The 18,004-nt window shown below is 65.8% G+C and carries 20 protein-coding genes and 1 pseudogene; 9 read left to right on the top strand and 12 right to left on the bottom strand.

Features of this window, described 5'->3' with window-relative positions:
- Positions 1–795, top strand: coding sequence for a calcium-binding protein (locus tag AC1DV8_RS14225; RefSeq protein WP_477157891.1), 795 nt, complete (start codon positions 1–3; stop codon positions 793–795).
- A 21-nt stretch (positions 796–816) separates the two neighbouring features.
- Here AC1DV8_RS14225 and AC1DV8_RS14220 read toward each other — a convergent pair whose 3' ends face one another.
- Together AC1DV8_RS14220 and sugE are read right to left on the bottom strand one after the other, a co-directional pair.
- Positions 817–972 (bottom strand): hypothetical protein, encoded by a 156-nt coding sequence (locus AC1DV8_RS14220; protein ID WP_477151310.1) that lies wholly within the window; start codon positions 970–972, stop codon positions 817–819.
- A gap of 214 nt (positions 973–1,186) precedes the next feature.
- Entirely contained in the window at positions 1,187–1,501 is a 315-nt protein-coding gene (gene sugE, locus AC1DV8_RS14215; protein WP_477157890.1) for a quaternary ammonium compound efflux SMR transporter SugE, read from the bottom strand.
- Positions 1,502–1,673: 172 nt separating this feature from the next.
- On the opposite strand from sugE, the gene AC1DV8_RS14210 reads away from it, so the two are divergent.
- Together AC1DV8_RS14210 and AC1DV8_RS14205 are read left to right on the top strand one after the other, a co-directional pair.
- On the top strand, positions 1,674–2,591 hold the full coding sequence (locus AC1DV8_RS14210) for a FecR family protein (protein ID WP_477157889.1): 918 nt from the start codon (positions 1,674–1,676) through the stop codon (positions 2,589–2,591).
- Between the two features lie 71 nt (positions 2,592–2,662).
- Positions 2,663–2,755, top strand: a pseudogene (locus AC1DV8_RS14205) (ion transporter); the annotation flags it as partial.
- A 3-nt stretch (positions 2,756–2,758) separates the two neighbouring features.
- Here AC1DV8_RS14205 and glsA read toward each other — a convergent pair.
- A complete protein-coding gene (gene glsA / locus AC1DV8_RS14200) occupies positions 2,759–4,594 on the bottom strand; it encodes a glutaminase A (RefSeq protein ID WP_477157888.1) in 1,836 nt (611 codons plus the stop codon).
- A gap of 119 nt (positions 4,595–4,713) precedes the next feature.
- Between glsA and AC1DV8_RS14195 the strand changes: the two genes are divergently transcribed.
- Positions 4,714–5,535: a FecR family protein gene (locus tag AC1DV8_RS14195; protein ID WP_477157887.1), complete on the top strand. Its 822-nt coding sequence runs from the start codon at positions 4,714–4,716 to the stop codon at positions 5,533–5,535.
- 9 nt (positions 5,536–5,544) lie between these two features.
- Here the strand turns inward: AC1DV8_RS14195 and AC1DV8_RS14190 are convergent, their stop codons facing one another.
- The 5 genes from AC1DV8_RS14190 to AC1DV8_RS14170 all read right to left on the bottom strand — a co-directional run bounded on the left by AC1DV8_RS14190 (position 5,545) and on the right by AC1DV8_RS14170 (position 9,175).
- Positions 5,545–5,730, bottom strand: a complete 186-nt coding sequence (locus AC1DV8_RS14190) for a 2-hydroxymuconate tautomerase (protein ID WP_477157886.1) — start codon at positions 5,728–5,730, stop codon at positions 5,545–5,547.
- A gap of 1 nt (position 5,731) precedes the next feature.
- Positions 5,732–6,025, bottom strand: a complete 294-nt coding sequence (locus AC1DV8_RS14185; protein WP_477157885.1) for a tautomerase family protein — start codon at positions 6,023–6,025, stop codon at positions 5,732–5,734.
- 51 nt (positions 6,026–6,076) lie between these two features.
- Positions 6,077–8,092, bottom strand: coding sequence for a DEAD/DEAH box helicase (locus AC1DV8_RS14180; protein ID WP_477157884.1), 2,016 nt, complete (start codon positions 8,090–8,092; stop codon positions 6,077–6,079).
- A gap of 91 nt (positions 8,093–8,183) precedes the next feature.
- Positions 8,184–8,606, bottom strand: coding sequence for a nucleoside-diphosphate kinase (ndk, locus tag AC1DV8_RS14175; RefSeq protein ID WP_477157883.1), 423 nt, complete (start codon positions 8,604–8,606; stop codon positions 8,184–8,186).
- Between the two features lie 83 nt (positions 8,607–8,689).
- Positions 8,690–9,175: a hypothetical protein gene (locus tag AC1DV8_RS14170; RefSeq protein ID WP_477157882.1), complete on the bottom strand. Its 486-nt coding sequence runs from the start codon at positions 9,173–9,175 to the stop codon at positions 8,690–8,692.
- Between the two features lie 95 nt (positions 9,176–9,270).
- On the opposite strand from AC1DV8_RS14170, the gene AC1DV8_RS14165 reads away from it, so the two are divergent.
- Positions 9,271–10,182, top strand: a complete 912-nt coding sequence (locus AC1DV8_RS14165; RefSeq protein WP_477157881.1) for a hypothetical protein — start codon at positions 9,271–9,273, stop codon at positions 10,180–10,182.
- A gap of 36 nt (positions 10,183–10,218) precedes the next feature.
- On the opposite strand, the gene AC1DV8_RS14160 is transcribed toward AC1DV8_RS14165, so the two are convergent.
- Positions 10,219–10,620: a hypothetical protein gene (locus AC1DV8_RS14160; RefSeq protein ID WP_477157880.1), complete on the bottom strand. Its 402-nt coding sequence runs from the start codon at positions 10,618–10,620 to the stop codon at positions 10,219–10,221.
- Positions 10,621–10,717: 97 nt separating this feature from the next.
- Between AC1DV8_RS14160 and AC1DV8_RS14155 the strand changes: the two genes are divergently transcribed.
- The gene (locus tag AC1DV8_RS14155) at positions 10,718–12,610 is read left to right on the top strand and encodes an ABC-F family ATP-binding cassette domain-containing protein (RefSeq protein ID WP_477157879.1); all 1,893 of its coding nucleotides are present in this window, start codon (positions 10,718–10,720) and stop codon (positions 12,608–12,610) included.
- The gene (locus AC1DV8_RS14150) at positions 12,607–13,038 is read left to right on the top strand and encodes a cupin domain-containing protein (RefSeq protein WP_477157878.1); all 432 of its coding nucleotides are present in this window, start codon (positions 12,607–12,609) and stop codon (positions 13,036–13,038) included. The genes AC1DV8_RS14155 and AC1DV8_RS14150 overlap by 4 nt, the downstream gene beginning before the upstream one ends.
- Positions 13,039–13,110: 72 nt before the next feature.
- On the opposite strand, the gene AC1DV8_RS14145 is transcribed toward AC1DV8_RS14150, so the two are convergent.
- The 3 genes from AC1DV8_RS14145 to AC1DV8_RS14135 are packed head-to-tail and all read right to left on the bottom strand — an operon-like array spanning position 13,111 to position 15,621.
- Entirely contained in the window at positions 13,111–13,557 is a 447-nt protein-coding gene (locus AC1DV8_RS14145; RefSeq protein ID WP_477151324.1) for a DNA polymerase III subunit chi, read from the bottom strand.
- Between the two features lie 4 nt (positions 13,558–13,561).
- Positions 13,562–14,128 carry a hypothetical protein gene (locus AC1DV8_RS14140; RefSeq protein WP_477157877.1) on the bottom strand — a complete coding sequence of 189 codons (567 nt, stop codon included), beginning with the start codon at positions 14,126–14,128 and terminating at the stop codon, positions 13,562–13,564.
- Positions 14,125–15,621, bottom strand: coding sequence for a leucyl aminopeptidase (locus AC1DV8_RS14135; protein ID WP_477157876.1), 1,497 nt, complete (start codon positions 15,619–15,621; stop codon positions 14,125–14,127). Before AC1DV8_RS14135 ends, AC1DV8_RS14140 begins: the two co-directional genes overlap by 4 nt.
- Positions 15,622–15,849: 228 nt before the next feature.
- On the opposite strand from AC1DV8_RS14135, the gene AC1DV8_RS14130 reads away from it, so the two are divergent.
- Together AC1DV8_RS14130 and AC1DV8_RS14125 are read left to right on the top strand one after the other, a co-directional pair.
- Positions 15,850–16,938: an LptF/LptG family permease gene (locus AC1DV8_RS14130; protein WP_477151327.1), complete on the top strand. Its 1,089-nt coding sequence runs from the start codon at positions 15,850–15,852 to the stop codon at positions 16,936–16,938.
- The gene (locus AC1DV8_RS14125; protein ID WP_477157875.1) at positions 16,935–17,999 is read left to right on the top strand and encodes an LptF/LptG family permease; all 1,065 of its coding nucleotides are present in this window, start codon (positions 16,935–16,937) and stop codon (positions 17,997–17,999) included. Before AC1DV8_RS14130 ends, AC1DV8_RS14125 begins: the two co-directional genes overlap by 4 nt.
- Positions 18,000–18,004: the final 5 nt, after the last annotated feature.

Raw genomic sequence — 18,004 nt, 5'->3', positions numbered from 1 at the left:
ATGGCCTACATCATGGGCACCGACGCGCCCGAGACGCTGACCGGGACGAACGCCAACGATGCGATCCTGGGATTTGCCGGGGATGATCACATCCTCGGGCTCGACGGCAGCGACCAGTTGTTCGGGCATGGCGGCGCCGACCTGCTCGAGGGCGGGCTAGGCGACGACATCTACCAGCTTATCGACGATCGCTCCGACACCATCATCGATACCGGCGGGTGGGACACGATCCGCGCCACCGTGGAAATTGATCTCGAGGATTATCTCGAGATCGAGAACCTCACGATGGCTATCGACTATTCCGGCCGCGCGCTGCTGGGCAACGGGCTCGACAACGAGCTGATCGACTGGGGCGGCAGCAACCGGCTCGATGGGCGCGACGGTGACGACTACCTCAACGCCGGGGCCGGCAATGACCTGCTCATCGGCGGGCTCGGCACGGAGTTCATGCTCGGCGGACAGGGCCGGGATCGGTTCGATTTCCGCAGCGTCGAGGAGATCGGCACGGGCGAGACGACGCGCGACGTGATCTGGGACTTCAAGCCGACGGCGGATAAAATCAACCTCGGGGCGATCGACGCCAACGAGCAGTTCTCCGGCAACCAGGCGTTCCAGCTGCTTGGCTTCGCAGAGTTCACCGGCAAGGCGGGCGAGTTGCGCTGGGTGTACGAGCAGCGCGCCGACCTTTCCGCCGTAACGCTGGTCGAGGGCGACACAGACGGTGACGGCGTGGCGGATTTTCAGATCGAATTGAATGGCCGGCTGCCGATGTACGCAGCCGACTTCATTCTCTAGGTGGCTGGGCCCAGGCCCGGCCTACTCTTCGGCGCGGATCTTCTTCAGCTCGGCATTGTAGATGCGCAGGCTGAGATAGATCGCGAACATGAAGCAGACGATCCCTGTGACCTGCGACAGCGGCAGGCCAGCGAAAAGCGGAACGTGCTTGGCAACGATCAAAGCAACAACGAGCATGAGGACAGACACGACCTCAGCAGAGCGGAACAGCATGGCTCCCCTTTACCTTCATTTCGAGATGCGCTGACGCTCGGCGCGGAATGGCGCCTCGTGGGAGCCCCCGCAATCACGTTTACGGAAAATCGCAAAAGGTTCCATCAACTTTTGCGTTATTCGGTATTTTCGTCAAACAGGCTGGCGCGGAAGCCACAGCTCCCGCGCCGCGCCCGGATCAGCTGACGAGCTTAAGCCCGACGATCCCGGCGATAATCAGGCCAATGCTGGCGAGCCGCAAGGCCGTGGCCGGCTCCTGGAAGATCATGATGCCGAGCACTGCAGTGCCAACTGTGCCGATGCCGGTCCAGATGGCGTAGCCGGTGCCGACTGGCAGCTCACGCAGCGCTATACCGAGCAGCACGACGCTGGCGACCATCGCCGCGATGGTGATGGCGGTCGGCCCGAGTCTCGTGAACCCTTCGGTGTACTTGAGGCCGATGGCCCAGACGATTTCCAGCAAGCCGGCAGCGATGAGATAGACCCATGCCATGGGAGTTCTCCTTTGTCGCGGGCCGTCCCGCTGGTGATCTGGTGAGGCGCCGGGGCCGTCCCCGACGCCGGTTCATATAGGGTTCATCTGCGATCTTGTGTAGGAGGGTCATTGATCGCACCCGCCGGGGGGCCGGGCGATCTTCATGTCAAAAGCATAGCCGAGGACGCGTATGCAAAAGATGATGAGGCGAGCCCCCCTCGCCTGCGCAGTGGCTGCGCTTGGCCTTCTGTTACTTTCCGCCCCCACGTTCGCAGCCAGCGGCAAGGCGCTCGGCGTCATGCCGGCGGCGGTTGTCGAGACCAAGACCGACAGCAGGACGATCACCGTGGGCGCTGACATCTTCATCGGCGACCGGGTGGTCACCGGCGCCAATGGCCAGGTGCAGATCAAGTTCTCTGACCAAACCGAACTGGTGGTCGGGCCGAACTCGGCACTGCTGATCGAGGACTATCTGCTGCGCGAGGACGAATCGGCCGGCAAGTTCGCCATCAACGCGCTGTCCGGCACGTTCCGCTTCACCACCGGCCGGGCGCCGAAGGACCGCTATCTGATCGAGACCCCAACGGGGACGATCGGCGTGCGCGGCACGGCGTTCGATTTCAACGTCGATGACGCCCACACGCGGGTGCTACTGTACCACGGCGCCGTGGTGCTCTGTAACCTCGACAAGACCTGCGTGACGCTCGACGATACCTGCGAGCTGGGCGAGTACGACCTCGGAAAGTCCGAGATCCTCGGCCACACCGACGAAATCAAGGGTGCCGCGCGCGAGGACCTGAAGGGCGACTTCAAGTACGCGCAATCGCAGGCGCCGCTATTGGGCGAGTTCCGTATCGACCAGGCCAAGGAGTGCTTCCACAAGGGCTTCGTGAACACGACGCCGCAGAGCCTCGTCTATGGGCAGAGCGATTCGACGCCGAAGCCGGCGCCGGAACCGGACACGGGCGACGATGCACCTCCGCCTCCGCCTCCACCACCGCCACCACCGCCGCCTCCACCTCCACCACCTCCTCCTCCACCTCCGCCGCCCGACGACGGCTTTCCGCCCGAGTGCTATGGCGAGAATGGCGAGTTCTACTGCAACTGAGATTGGAGCCGCCGACTCGAACGAAGTCGGCGGCCGCTCCGTTGACTTCTGCGCCGCGGGACGCAAGCTCTTGCCTGCGATGCGGGCTGCAGCAGCACGATCCGGATGCCGTGCACTGCAAGGCATGCGGGCACCCGCTCAACATCCCGAACGACGGCAATTGAGGCTCAGCGCGACAGGGCGCGGATCTCGGCATTGGCGCGGCGCAGCCGCTCGGCGAGGCTGGCGCCAACCGCCAGCACCAGCGCGGAATGGGCGGCTGGTGCATTGGCCTGGAGATCATCGAGCGCGTCGCGGTCGAGCACCAGAGCGCTGCCGCTGCTGGAGGCGATGACGTCGGCGGTGCGCGGGGCGTGGCCGAACAGCGCCAGCTCACCAAACGCCGTGCCGGCCTCAACCGTGCTGACCCGGTGGCTCGGGGCGTTGCCGATGCGAACCGAGATATCGACGTGGCCTTCAGTGAGGAAGAACAGCTCGTCGGCGCGCGCGTTCTGGGCGATGAGCTTGTCGCCCGGTTCGAAGCGCTGCAGGCGCAGGCGCTTCGACAGTTCGGCCAACATGGCTTCGTCGAGAGTGGCCAGCAGGTCGAATTCAGTCAACGGCACCGCGGTGTCCGCGGGGGTGCCACCGGCCTGCTCGAGCAGCCGGTCCTCGAAGTACTCGAGCGCCTGGTCAACGGTGGGGAAATGGATGTCCTGCTCGAAGGTGTGTGGGATCTCGCCCGAGACAGAGACGACGGCGAAGCCCTTGCCGGCCTCCTGCAGCGTGCGCCGGGCGGTGTTGAGCAGGGTGACGGCGACGCCGTCGATGCGCAGCACGCGCGTCACGTCGAGCACGAAGTAGTAGGCGCTCCCCATGTCCTCGACGATGCGGCGGGTGACCCGCTCGGCTTCGATGAAGCCGAGTTCGGCCTGCAGCTCATAGACGGCGATCAGGTGGCCGTAGCGATCGAGCTTCTTGGCCTGCTCGTGCCGGCGGACGCGCTTCGAATGCACCTCATCGGAGCGGTAGACACGGCGGAGCGGCGCTAGGCCGCCACCGCGATCCTCGAACAGATGCAGGCGGAAATTGGCGGAAATGTCCTCGCAGACCTTGACGCCGCGGGCGCTGTTGCCGACCGCATCGAGGCGGGGCGAGAACGTGCCGATGCCGAGCTGGCCGGGGAGCACCGCGGCGATGCCTCCCCCTACCCCGCTCTTGGCCGGCAGGCCGACGCTGAACTGCCAGCCGCCGGCGTAGTCGTACATGCCGCAGGTGTTCATCACCGAGAGCACGGAGCGCACATTGTCGGTGGAGATGGCGCGCTGCCGCGTCACCGGATTGACACCGCCGTTGGCTAGCGTAGCGCCGATCATCGCCAGGTCGCGCGCCGTGACCAGCAGCGAGCACTGGCGGAAATAGAGGTCGAGGTGTTCGTTGACGTCGCCCAAGATCATCCCGGCGTTGAGCTCGAGATAGGCGATGGCGCGGTTGCGGTTCCCGGTGATGGTCTCGGAGCGATAGACCGCTTCGTCGAGATCGAGCATCCGACCGGTAAAGCGCTGGAAGATGTCGAGGATGCGCTCATAGCGCTCGGCGTGGTCGGCGCCCCTGATCATGGCGCTGGCGGCGATGGCACCGGCGTTGACCATCGGGTTGAACGGGCGGTTGTTGCGCTCGTCGAAGGTAATGGAGTTGAACGCCTCGCCCGAAGGTTCGACCCCGATGTGCCGCAGCACTTCCTCGCGGCCGTGATCTTCCAATGCCAGGGCGTAGATCACCGCCTTGGAGACGGACTGAATGGTGAACAGTGCGCCAGTGTCGCCGACTTCGTAGACAAAGCCGTCGGTGGTGGCGAAGGCCAACGAGAACTTATCGGGATCAACTGCGGACAACTCGGGGATATAGCTTGCCAACTGCCCCGTTTGGTTGGGACGATGCCGCGCATAGAGGTCGTTGAGATATTGCCATACGGGCAGTTCTTTTGGCGAAAGCCCGGCCGCCCGCAGATCGACTTGCTGCATACAATTGACTCGCATGTGCCTAAAGCATAATCAGACTAATCACTATGCTATGTTTTGAGCAATAGCGCTTGCGGCTAAGCCGCACGGCAGCGGCAGGGATGGCCGCCGACGGGGGCAAAATGAGCATTATCAGGAAGATGACAGCCGTCGGGCTGGCAGTTGTTCTGACGGGGGCGGCGCTGCCGGCGATTGCCGCGAGCGGCACGGCGCTGGGCGTCGATCCACAGGCCGAGGCCGACACGGCGGGCAAATCGCGCACGCTGACGGTGGGCGCCGATATCTTCATCGGCGACAAGGTGAACACCGGCGCCGCGGGCACGGTGCAGATCAAATTCTCCGATAACACCGAGCTGGTGGTCGGGCCGAACTCGTCCTTGCTGATCGAGGACTACCTGCTGCGCAACGACCAGTCCGCCGGCAAGTTCGCTATCAATGCGCTGTCCGGTACTTTCCGCTTCGCGACCGGTGGCGCGCCCAAGGACCTCTACAGCATCAAGACGCCGACGGGTACGATCGGGGTGCGCGGCACGGCGTTCGATTTCAACGTCGATGCGGAAGGCACCGAGGTGCTGCTGTTCCATGGCGCTGTGCGCCTGTGCAACCTCAACGGGACCTGCGTGACGCTGGACGGCACCTGCGAGATGGGCACCTACGACCTGACGCAGTCGACCATTCTTGGCTCGCCCGACGACCTCACTGGCGAGCAGCGCGAAATCCTCAAGGCGGCGTTCCAGTTTGCCGAGATCCAATCGCCGCTGCTGCGCGAGTTCTGGGTCGACAACGCGCGGCAGTGCTTCAACAAGGGCTTCGTGGCCGACGTGCCGCCGAGCCTCGTGGTCGACGAGGACGACGACCAGCCGCCCGACGACGAGGACCCGTGCGGCGAAAGCTACGATTGCTGCGGCGAGAGCAGCTACTACGACGAGGGCTGTACCGAGTAGTCGGCCGCGTTAGAGCTCGTCGAAGGGCACACCGCCCCTCGACTTGCTGTCCTTCGGACTCTCGACGATCTGCACGACGACGCGCTCGGCCGGGACGCTGAAGTTCTTCACCACCGCGTCGGTGATATCCTTCATCAGAGCCTTCTTGGACTCTTTCGATCGGCCCTCGACGATGTGAACGAGGATCTCGGGCACGTCAGGCCTTCCTGGCGGGGCTCTTCTTTTCGGCCTTGGCCGCGCCCTTCTTGGCTGCAGCCTTCTTGGAGCCGGCTGCCGCCTTCTCCCGCTCCTTGGCCTCGGCCTCGCGGATCTTGGCCACGGACGTACCCATGTGGCCCCAGTTCTTGTTGTCGACCTCTTCGATGACCACGAAGGTGTATTCCGGCTTCTTGTTCAGAATCCGGACCAGCATTTCCGTGGTTTCTTTGTAGATCTGCAGCTTCTGTTCGTAAGTCGCGCCGTCGGTGATTTCGATACGGACGTAAGGCATGGTTTCCTCCCCCAAAGCCGGGGGGAGGATGCGGCAGCCGAGGTACGTTCGTCAACCGAGAGGATCGTAGCCGGCCTTCTGCTTCTTCTTGCGCGCCACTGCGCCGGCCTCGGCGGGCGGCTCGCGCTTCTCGCGGTTCTTGTATTTCGGCTTGCCCTTGTCCTTCGGATTGACCTTGGGCTTCTCGGTGGGCTTGCGGTTGAACAGCACCGGTTCGCGTACTGCCGGCGCATCGTGCTGAACCGGCGGGGTGATCTCGCGGGCCGGCTTGGTGGCGAGCTTGGCGCCCTTGTCGCTGCGGACCTTGTAGCGCGGACCATCATCGCGGGCCGGCCGATCCTCGCGCGGCTTGTAGCGCGGTGCCTCGTCGTCACGCTTGTTGAAGCGCGGGGCGCTGTCACGATTGTAGCTCTTCTTCGGCGGCGCCGACGGCGGGCCGGAAGCCGCAATGGTGGTATTGTTCTCGATCGTTCCGCCGACGCGGGCGATGGCGGCCGCGAAGGCATCGGCCTTGTCGGCCGCGATCTCGAAGCGGGTCTCGCTGTCGAGAATCTTGATCGAGCCGACATCACGTTTAGTGACGTCGCCGGCCTTGCAGATCATCGGCAGAATCCACTTGGGATCGGCGCGGCGGTTGCGGCCGATCGACAGCGTGAACCAGCGGCCGTTCTCCATCGGCGGCGCTTTTTCGCGCGGGCCTTCATCCTCGAAACGCTTGTCGCGGCGCGGTCCCTTTTCGGCGAAGGCGCCGATCGACTGCTCTGACACCTCCTCGGGCGCCGGGCGGGCGGCGAGCTCGCGACGGATGTAGGCGGCGGCGAGTTGCTCGGGGGTCAGGCGGGCCAGCAGTTCGGCGACGAAGGGGGCCTCGATGTCGTTCGGGGCGGTGACGGCGGTCGCCGTCGCGATGATCTGCTCGCGATTGCGGGCGTCGATCTCGGCGATGGTCGGGGCGCCGCGAGTGGTCGCATCGAGATTGGCGGCGCGCAGCACGCGGGCGGCGGCGCTGCGGCGGTGCACCGGCACGATCAGCGCGCAGATGCCCTTGCGGCCGGCGCGGCCCGTGCGGCCCGAGCGGTGCAGCAGGGTTTCGGGGTTGGACGGAACGTCGGCGTGGATGACCAGATCGAGGTTGGGCAGATCGATGCCGCGGGCGGCGACGTCGGTGGCGACGCAGACCCGGGCGCGGCCATCGCGCATCGCCTGCAGGGCGTTCGAGCGCTCGGCCTGGGTTAGCTCGCCCGACAGCGCCACCACCGGGAAGCCGCGGTTGGCGAGGCGCGCGGTAAGGTGCTTCACCGCCTCGCGGGTGTGACAGAAGACGATGGTGTTGGAGCTGTCGTGCAGCAGCAGCATGTTGATGACCGCATGCTCGCGCTCGTCGTTGCGGACGACGACCTGCTGGTACTCGATATCGGCGTGCTGCTCGCCGGCGCTGGTGGCGACAAGGCGAAGCGCATCGCGCTGGAAGGTCTTGGCCAGATCGGCGATGGCGCGCGGCACGGTGGCCGAGAACATCAGGGTGCGGCGGGTTTCCGGCGCGGCATCGAGGATGAACTCGAGGTCTTCGCGGAAACCGAGGTCGAGCATCTCGTCGGCCTCGTCGAGCACCACGGCGCGGATGTTGCCGAGGTCGAGCGCGCCTTTCGAAATATGATCGCGCAGGCGCCCCGGGGTGCCGACGACGATATGCGCGCCGCGCTCGAAGGCCCGGCGCTCGGTGCGGATGTCCATGCCGCCGACGCCGGCGGCGATCTGCGCGCCGGTATCGGCATACAGCCACTCCAGCTCGCGCTGCACCTGCATCGCCAGTTCGCGGGTCGGGGCGATCAGCAGCGCCAGCGGGGTGGCGGCGCGCTCGAACATGGCGGCATCACCCAGCAGGGTTGGCGCGATCGCCATGCCGAAGGCCACGGTCTTGCCCGAGCCGGTCTGCGCCGACACCAGGAGATCGCGCTCGGCGGCCTCGGGCGCCAGGACGCTCAGCTGCACCGGCGTCAGCGTGTCATAGCCGCGGGCGGTGAGGGCGGCGGCGAGCGCGGGGTGGATGGTCTCGGGGAGGTTCACGGGGTGGCTTTCATGGGGCGGCAGGGTGCCCGCTAGCAAAACAAAAGGGCCGCCCGGAGGCGGCCCTCGGAAAATCGTGGTCTGGCCGAGATCAGCCGACGATCTCGTCGTCGGTGAAGAAGAACTTGATCTCTTCCTTGGCGGTCTCGGGAGCGTCCGAACCGTGCACCGAGTTCTCGCCCATGCTCAGCGCGAATTCCTTGCGGATGGTGCCCTCGGCGGCATTGGCCGGATTGGTGGCGCCCATGACTTCGCGGTTCTTGAGGATGGCGCCCTCGCCTTCGAGGACCTGGACCACGACGGGCGACGCAATCATCTGCTCGACCAGCTCACCGTAGAACGGGCGCTCCTTGTGCACGGCGTAGAAGCCCTCGGCCTGGGTGCGGGTCATGTGGATCTTCTTCATCGCGACCGGGCGGAGGCCAGCGTCCTCGAACTTGGTGAGGATCTTGCCGATCAGGTTACGGCGAACCGCGTCGGGCTTGATGATGGAGAAAGTGCGCTCGATGGCCATGTGTCTGGTCCTTGGAGTGGGTCTGAAAGAGGTCGCGCCTTGTATCCAAGGGTTTTGACGGGCGCAAGACGTAGCGGATTGGGTCAGTTTGTGCTCGAGGGCGCAGCCGCACGTCTATGCAGCTCCGAGGGCGTGAACGCTCCCCACCAGGCGGCGAGCAGGCCGGCACCGACTGCGCCGGGAATGCTGAAGAGGGACATCGCGAGCCCAGCGGCAGCAGCGGGGACGATTGCAGAGAACCAGCTCGAAGCCCAAAAGAAGACGAAGTAGAGCACGAAGGTGGTGACTACGGTGATCGCCAGCGCCTCGACCACTGAGACGAAGCGGCGCACCACGATCAGGATGGATGCGACGAACGCCGGCACCGCGCCATACAGGAGTGCGGCAAAAGCGAACACCAGAGAGATCAACGACTGATCGAAGACGCTCTTCGGCCCATAGGGCGGAAACGCGGTCACAATGGACATCAGCAACCCACAGGTTGCCGGGCCGAAGAACGTCGCGATGACGACGAAGCGGGTGCCCCGGTAGATCATCCACCGCCGTAGCGCCCAAGCCAACCACTTCATCGCAAGCCCCCGAGCGAACCTTAACGGCTCGTGCCCTCTGACACCACGGTCAAACGGGAGTAGGATGGCGACAGTCGGCTCAACCGGAGGAACAAATGTCTTCTGTGGGGTCTGCGCATTTGCCGCACGGCGATACCGCGACCACCCGGCGTGGCAGCCGGATGTGGACCGACAGGCGGGTCCTTGTCGGCGCCCTGATCTTGGTGGTCGCCCTGGCGATCGCACTGACTGACTATGCCGGGTACGGCTACGCCTGGTCATATTTCTCCAGGACCAACGAGAACAACCCATCGGCAACTTCGGCATCGACGAGCGAGGTGTTCGGCAGCCTCAAGTCGAAGTTCAGCGACTACAATACTTACTCACGCGACATCTTCCTGATGGAGGAGCGCAGCAAGGTCGATGCGCCCTACCTGTCGACCATCGCGAGACTGCTGGAGAATACCGCGGAAAGCGGAGGCGCTGGCCCGATGATCGGCGCTTTCCTGGATCTGCGGAAGGCGCTCGACCTCGAGCAATCCTGCACCGCCGGCTATCCGTGGTCGACGCTGGTCTGGAGCGCAAGACGCGACATCGATACGATGGCCGATGGCAGCAAGCTGGTCGCGCTGGACCTGTTTTTCTGCCTGTTCACGGTGCCAAGGGACGAAAGTGGCATCGTTCGGTACCCGATCGCCACCGTCACGCTCACTGCGGACGAGAGCCGGCAGCTATCGTCCATCTACCCCCATATCAGTGCCGACGACGCGAGGAATGCGTTGCGCTGGCTACAGGCCGTTGTGAGGGGCGAAGTCGCGCACCTCAAGCGTCTTCTCGAGCTGCGGAACGCGTCGACATCGTCATTGTCAGGAGAGATCGACGACCGGCTGCAACAGTATCTGCGGACCAACCAGGCTGCCTTTGAGCACGGCGTGGCGATGACGCTGACCCGGGCCCTGCTGCTGGCGGTTCTGATTGTACTGGCGGTTGTGTCGCTGAACCTCGCGCACCGCGACCGATCGAAATGACAGGGCCCACGAGCCGGTGTTGCCTGGCTAGGCGCCCTACTCCGTCGGCACCGGCGGCACGCAGTCAGGCGAGTTCGGGGCGATGTCAACCTTGCCAGTCGCCTGCACCTCGCCACCGGGGCTGACGAGTTGAACGCTGAGCGCTGACACGTCCTGATCTGCGGTGATGGCGCTGGAGTGGTTCACCTTCACCACCTGCATGGTGCAGACCTCGGCGGTCGAGACGATCGGGATGGTCACCGTCGCGGTGCCGGACTCCACCAGGTCGACGCTGCCGTTGCCGGTCTGCTCGCAGGCGCCGCCCTCGTAGCTGAAGCTCAGCGAGACCAGTTCGGCGTCGAGCCGGCAGGCCCTCAGGTCGTTCAACGGGGCGAGCTCTTGTGCCAAGGCGGCGCCCGTGAACAGGCAAAGGGCAAGAGCGGCGAGGATCGGGCGCATTGGACTTCTCCGGTTTCTCGGTCTATTGGGACGGCTTCGATTTGCCCCTATCCCTTTCCTAACGCATTCCGCGCGCCGCGGATGCATCGGCCGCGCCATGTTGACCATTACCGATCTCAGTTACCGCATCCAGGGCCGCCCCCTGTTCGAGGGTGCCTCGCTTGTTCTCCCAGACGGTTCCAAGACCGGCTTCGTGGGCAAGAACGGCACGGGCAAGACAACGCTGTTCCAGCTGATCCTGGGGCAGATCGCGCCTGAAGGCGGCACCATCGAGGTCAACAAGAAGGCCCGCATCGGCGCGGTGGCGCAGGAAGCGCCGGCGAGTTCGATCAGCGTGCTCGACGTGGTGCTGTCGGCCGACAAGGAGCGCACGGCGCTCCTGGCCGAGGCCGAGACGGCGCATGATCCGCACCGCATCGGCGACATCCACACGCGGTTGGCCGAGATCGACGCGCATACGGCCGAGGCGCGTGCCTCCACCATTCTCAAGGGCCTCGGCTTCGAGAAGGATCGGCAGATGGCTCCGACTTCGGAGCTGTCGGGTGGCTGGCGCATGCGCGTCTCGCTGGCGGGCGTGCTGTTCAGCCAGCCCGACCTGCTGCTGCTTGACGAGCCGACCAACTACCTCGACCTCGAAGGCACGCTGTGGCTCGAGAAGTATCTCGCGACCTACCCCTACACCGTGTTCATGATCAGCCACGACCGTGACCTGCTCAACAAGGCGGTGAACTCGATCGCGCATCTCGAGCATCGGAAATTGACCTTCTACAAGGGCAATTACGACACGTTCGAAGAGACACGCCGGATGCAGATGGAGCTCAACAACAAGAGCCGCGAGAAGACGCTCGACCAGATCGCGCACCTCCAGAAATTCGTCGATCGCTTCAAGGCCAAGGCCACCAAGGCCAAGCAGGCCCAGGCGCGCGTCAAGATGATCGCGAAGCTGAAGCCGCCGGCGGCGATGTTCGACGAGAGCTCGTCGCCGTTCAATTTCCCCGACCCGAAGAAGGTCCCGGCCTCGCCGATGATGACCTTCGACAACGTGTCGGTGGGCTATGGCGACAAGGTGATCCTCAGGCACATCACCAACCGGATCGATCCGGACGACCGCATCGCGCTGATCGGCGTCAACGGCAACGGCAAGTCGACCTTCGCCAAGCTGCTGTCGGGCGATTTGAAGCCGATGGGCGGCGAGATGCGGAAGGGCAAGGGGCTGGAGATCGCCTACTTCGCCCAGCACCAGCTCGACAAGCTGAAGCCCGAGCAGACGCCGTTCGAGCATGTCGTAGACCTGATGCCGTATGACAGCGAGGCGAAGCGCCGCAGCCGCGTGGCGCAGATGGGGCTCACCACCTCGCGCATGGACACCAAGGTGAAGAACCTGTCCGGCGGCGAGCGGGCGCGGCTGCTGCTCGGGCTCATCACCTTCGGCGGGCCGGGGATGCTGATCCTCGACGAGCCGACCAACCACCTCGATATCGACAGCCGCGACGCGCTGGTGGCGGCGCTCAACGACTATTCGGGCGCCGTGCTGATCATCAGCCACGACCGCCACCTGATCGACGCCACGGTCGACAAGCTGTGGATTGCGCAGAACGGGACGATCGAGGAATTCGACGAGGATCTCGACACTTACCAGCGGTTGCTCACCTCCAATAGCAATGGCAAGGGCAAGAAGGGTGCGGCCCAGGCAGCACCGGCGATCGAGGATCGGAAGGCGTCGCGGCAGGACGCGGCGGCCAAGCGCGCCGAAGTGGCGCCGCTGCGCAAATCGATCAAGGACCTCGAGCAGAAGCTCGGCCGGCTGCGGACCGAACTGGCGCGTGTCGATGGCTTCCTCGCCGACCCCAAGACCTATGACGGCGCGCCCGAACGGGTCATCCTGCTCGGCAAGGACAAGGCGCGATTCGAGGGCGAGATTGCCAAGATCGAGGAGAGCTGGCTGACGCTCAGCGAAGAGCTGGAGCTGGCAGAGAAGGCGCAGGCATGAAGCAGATGACGGCCTCCGAGATTGTCGGCCTGCTCGGGCTCGAGCCGCATATCGAGGGCGGCTTCTACCGGCAGACCTTCGCCGACGTGCCCGGCGCTTCAGGCCGGCCCCTCTCGACGCTGATCTACTACCTGCTCACCGATCGGCAGTCCGGCGCCTGGCACCGGGTGGATTCGGCCGAGGTCTGGCACTGGTATGCCGGCGCGCCGATGACGATCGGCATCTCTCGCGATGGCAAGAGCGTGACCGAGCACAAGCTCGGCAACGATCTGGTCGCCGGGGAAAGGCCGCAGGTGGTGATCCCCAGTCACGCGTGGCAACAGGCGACCTGTCTCGGCGACTGGTCGCTGGTCGGCTGCACGGTGGCGCCGGGGTTCCAGTTCTCGAAGTTCGAGCAGGCGGAGCCTGGCTGGGCGCCGGGGGTGTAGCGGGCTCGGCGTAATCTGTCGGTGCCTTCTCCCTTGTGGGAGAAGGCGCTGACCGATGGCGCGGGGCCTGCCCTACCCCTTCTTCGCCCACTTCCCGTTGCCGTCCTGCTGCCAATACGTCACCTCGTTGCCGTCGCGCAGCGCTTTCCACGCCGCGCGGGCTTCGGTGACGGCGTCGGGGTCGTGGCCGGAGAACATGTAGACCAGCCGGACATAGCCCTCGCCCGATTGCGGCACGGCGCGATCGACGAAGAAGCGGACCTGCGCCTGGTTGGGATTGTGCGGGCGGGTGGTGATGAGGATGCGCTGCAGGTCGTCGGCGTCGCCGCCGGCCAGCGAATGCGGCAGGAAGCTGTCGTCGCGATAGGTCCAGAGCAGGTTGTCGAGCGCCTCGGCCCGTTCCTCGCTGCCCGTTTCGACCACCACGTTCCAGCCGCGCTCCAGCGACTTTTCCAGGAGCACCGGGATCACCCGTTCGAGGGGCTGGCTCTCCAAGTGGTAGAACAGGATCTCGGCCATCGGCTCAGGCTCCGTCCGGTTGCGGGATCGTGGCGCCATGCCTGGTCGCCAGCGCCACCAGCGTATCGGCCAACAGCCGCGCCGGCCGGTCCATAGCGCGGACCGGGATGTTGGCGAGTCCGGCCGCCGGCTGGCGGAAACCAGTGGTGCCGGCACGGTAGGGGCTGAGGCGGGTATCGAGCGGCGTGCGCAGCGCCAGCAGCACGCCGCCACCGCCCGGGGATGGCGCCACTTCGACCACATCGGCCCAGGCGATCGGCGCATCGGTAACGCGGCGATCGAAGACGCCGTTCTCGTCGATGATAAGCACCGGCCGTTGCAGCCGCAGGTCGCCGACGATCACCGCACCGACGACGAGGAAGAACACCGCCACTGCCAGCGTCGGTAGCGCCAGCAGCGTCAACTCGACGCTCGGCGCCATGCCGAGCGCGCCGACGAGGAGGCTGGCGAGCAGCAGCGCGGTCGGCAGCAGCGCGACAAGCCCGGCGGCGATCGCCAATGCTGCGACCGGCGACAGCCAGAGGCGCGACGGACTGGCGGTGAGCGGCAGGTCGGGCAGCGTGCCGGTCATTTGGCCTCGTAATTGTCGCGGACCAGCCGATCGAGCAGTGCCACGCCGAAGCCCGATGCCCACGCCGCGTTGGTCTCCGATGACGGCGAGGCCAGCGCCACGGCGGCGATATCGAGGTGCGCCCACGGCACATCATTGACGAAGCGGGCGAGGAACTGCGCGGCGGTAATCGAGCCGGCGGGACGGCCGCCGGAGTTCTTGATGTCGGCGAAGCGGCTCTCGATGAGCTTGTCGTAGGCGGAGCCCATCGGCATGCGCCAGAGCTTTTCGCCGGTGGCGAGGCCGGCGGCGAGAAGCTTGGCCGAGAGTTCGTCGTTGTTGGAGAACAGCCCCGCGTGATCGTTGCCGAGCGCCACGCCGATGGCGCCGGTGAGGGTCGCGAGGTTGATCATGAACTTCGGCTTGAAGCGATCCTGGGTGTACCAGAGCGCGTCGGCGAGGACGAGGCGACCCTCGGCGTCGGTGTTGACGATTTCGATGGTGGTGCCGGACATGGCGGTGAGGATATCGCCAGGGCGCATCGCGGTGCCCGACGGCATGTTCTCCACCAGCCCGATGACGCCGACGGCGTTGACCTTGGCCTTGCGGCTGGCAAGCGCATGCATCAGCCCGGTGACTGCCGCCGCGCCGCCCATGTCGCCCTTCATGTCTTCCATGCCGAGGCCGGGCTTCAGCGAGATGCCGCCGGAATCGAACACCACGCCCTTGCCGACGAAGGCGATGGGCTGGTCCTTCGACTTGCCGCCGTTCCAGCGCATGATCACGAGGCGCGGCGGGCGGGCGGAGCCCTGCGATACGCCGAGCAGCGAGTTCATGCCGAGCTTGCGCATGGCCTTCTCGTCGAGCTGCTCGATCTCCACGCCGAGTTCGGCGAGCTTGGCGGCTTCGGCGGCGAACTCGAGCGTGCCGAGCACGTTGGGCGGCTGGTGGATCAACTCGCGGGCGAGCAGTGTGCCTTCGGTGGTGGCTTGGCGCTCGGCAATGGCCTTGTCGGTACCGGACTTGTCGGCGACGTGGAGAGTAACCGCCAGTGAGCTATCGCCATTGTCCTCGGCCTTGACCGCCTTGTAGCTGTCGAACTTGTAGTGGCGGAGGCGCAGCCCGGCGGCGAGTTCGGCGATGCCCTCAGGCGTCGCCGCCTCCTCGTCGAGCAGCACGGCGGCCTTTTTCACCTTGAGACCCATCAGCTTGCCGGCAAGCGAGCCGCCGCGGTCGGTCCAGGCGGAGAGCCCGGCACCCTGCCCTGCCTTGCCGCTGCCCAGCACCAGCAGGCGATCGGCGGCGACGCCGGCAGGCGCCAGCAGATCGAGCAACTGGCCCTGCTTGCCCTTGAAGTTGCCCGCGGCCGAGACCTTCTGCCAGTCGAGCCCGGTGGCGGCCCAGACCTCGGCCGCGGCGCCGGCGGGTGCGGCGTCCTCGGCGGCATAGACCACCAGCGTACCGGTTGCCTTCAACGGCAGGGCGGCGGTCTTGATCTCGATCCGGTTAGGCATGGGGCAAAATACCTTATGGCAATGGGGCGGGCGCGATTGCCCGCGAGGTCGGTAATCGACTGATAGTGGCTACGCCGGTCGCGTCAATCCCGCAACACCCCGGGGGGCAACGCCTCGCCCTCGCCCCGTTTTCCTTGCAAAGGGACGGGCGGGGCGGGCAAGGTCCGCTTGGTTCATCGCGCCGGGGGCAGTCCGGGGGGTGGGCGCGCGTCGGAACTCGTCTCTGATATGACTCGGCTAGGCAGTTATCTTTTCAAGCTTTTTGCCGCCGAAGCCGCAGCGCTTTTCGGGGTCGCGCTGACTATTCTCTACCTCGCGCAGACGCTCAGAATCGTCGAGGTCGGAGCGGTGCGCGATCGCGGGCTGCTGACGCTCTTGTGGCAGACGATCCTGGCGCTGCCGCCACTCTCCATTGCCTTCATGTACGTCTGCATCGCGGTGGGACTGGCCCGGGCCCTGCGCGCCCTGCAGGGGTCACGCGAGCTGCACATCATCCACGTGTCGCAGCGCTTGCCGGTGCTGATCCGCACGGTGCTGGGCTTTGCTACGGTCGGCACGCTGATCGTGCTGGTGCTGGCCCACGTCATCGAGCCGCTGGCGACCAGCGAAGGCAACCTGATCCGCGTGAAAGCCGCGGCCGACCTGGTGGGCCGCTCGCTGGTGCCGAACCGCTTCGCCGAACTGGGCGACGGGGTGACCATCACGGTGGGCGGCCGGGGCGCCGATGGGGAGATCACCTCGTTCTTTGCCGACGACCGGCGCGATGCCGAAACGCGGCGCACCTATATCGCGGACTCGGCGCTGATCACCGCCGACGAACTGGGCTACGTGCTGCAGTTGCAGCAAGGCACGATCCAGTACCGCACAGCGGACGGGAAGTTCTCGGAGATCTCGTTCGACCGCTACGACATCGCGCTGGAGCGGCTGACCGGCGACGCCGATACCGGCGACGCGCGCGGCGACCAGAGCACCTATGGCACGCTGGTGCGCGGCTTCACCACAGGCGAGTGGCCTGCCGAAAAGCTGCGCCGGCTGGCGGAACGCACCTCCGACGGTTTCCGTGTGCTGGCGCTTTGCCTGTTCGTCGCGGCCATCAGCGGCTTTCCCTCGGGCCGGCGCAAGGAACCGCTGCTGCCGGTGGAGATCACCGTGCTCGGCGCCGTGCTGTTCGAGCGCACCCTCACCTCCTACGCGCCGCTCAGCGGCTGGATGCGGGAGCCAGTCGGAGTGATCGTTCTCACCATCATTTCCATCGCCATCCTGATCTACCGGCTGCGCGTCTTCGTGCCCCTGCCCCGGGAGGCGCACAGCACATGAACCGCATCGACTGGATCGTCGTCCGGCGGCTGGCCGGCAATGTCGGGCTGACGCTGGCAGTGCTCTACGGCATCGTGGTGCTGGTCGAATCGCTCAACACCCACCGCTTCTCGGCGCTCGCGGCGGTCGGCGGGTTGCCGCTGGCGCTGACGGCGGTCGTCCTCTCCTCGGCCCGCTGGGTCATCGATACGCTGCCGCTGACCTTCCTTGTCGGCACCATTGCGGGCCTGCTCAACCTGCAGGCGACCCGCGAGATGACGGTGATCAAGGCCTCGGGCATGTCGGTCTGGCGGGTGATGGTCGCGCCGGTCGCGGTCACCCTGCTCGGCGGCGTGCTGATCACCCTGGTGGTCGACACCGGGGTGATCCAGTTCAACCGCAGCCTGGCGCCGAGCAGCGCCGCGAACGGCACCGTCAGCCGAGCCGGAACGCTATGGCTCGATGAGCGGCAGGGCGATCTCCACTACATTCTCGAGGCCGGCTATGTCAGCCCCAGCGGCGAGTCGCTGGGCAGCGTCAACGTGTTCCTGATGGATACGCCGCGCGACCGCATCGAGGCGCCGACCGCCGAGCTGCGCAATGGCGAGTGGGTGATGCCGGGGGCGATCCGTTTCCGCTCCAACCAACTGCCCGAAACGATAGCGGATTTCCGCCTGCCCACCGGCCACAGCCCCGGCGACATGCGGGCCCGGATCGCCTCGGTCAAGGACATGACGGTGTGGGAGCTGGCGAGTACGCTGGCGGCGAAACTGAGCGATTCCAAGGAGCGCGCCGAGACGGAAACGCGGTTCCTCAGGCTGCTGGCGCTGCCGCTCACCTTGTGTGGCTCCCTGGTCATTGCCTTCGCGTTTACGGCCGGTTATCGAAGGACCAATAAGTATGGTGGGGCGGTGCTTTATGGTATCGTCCTTGGCGTCTTGGTTTATGTCGTGACCGAGATGGCGGGACGCGCCGGGGGCGCCGGCGTGATGCATCCGGCCATAGCAGTCGCAGGGCCGGCAGTGGTGGCGATCGTTATCGGAGTGACGGTGCTGCTGAACAGGGAAGACGGGCGGACGTGAGCAAG

This window comes from Devosia sp. P3_B2, from assembly GCF_056402875.1.
This window is presented reverse-complemented; position numbering and strand designations above follow the sequence as displayed.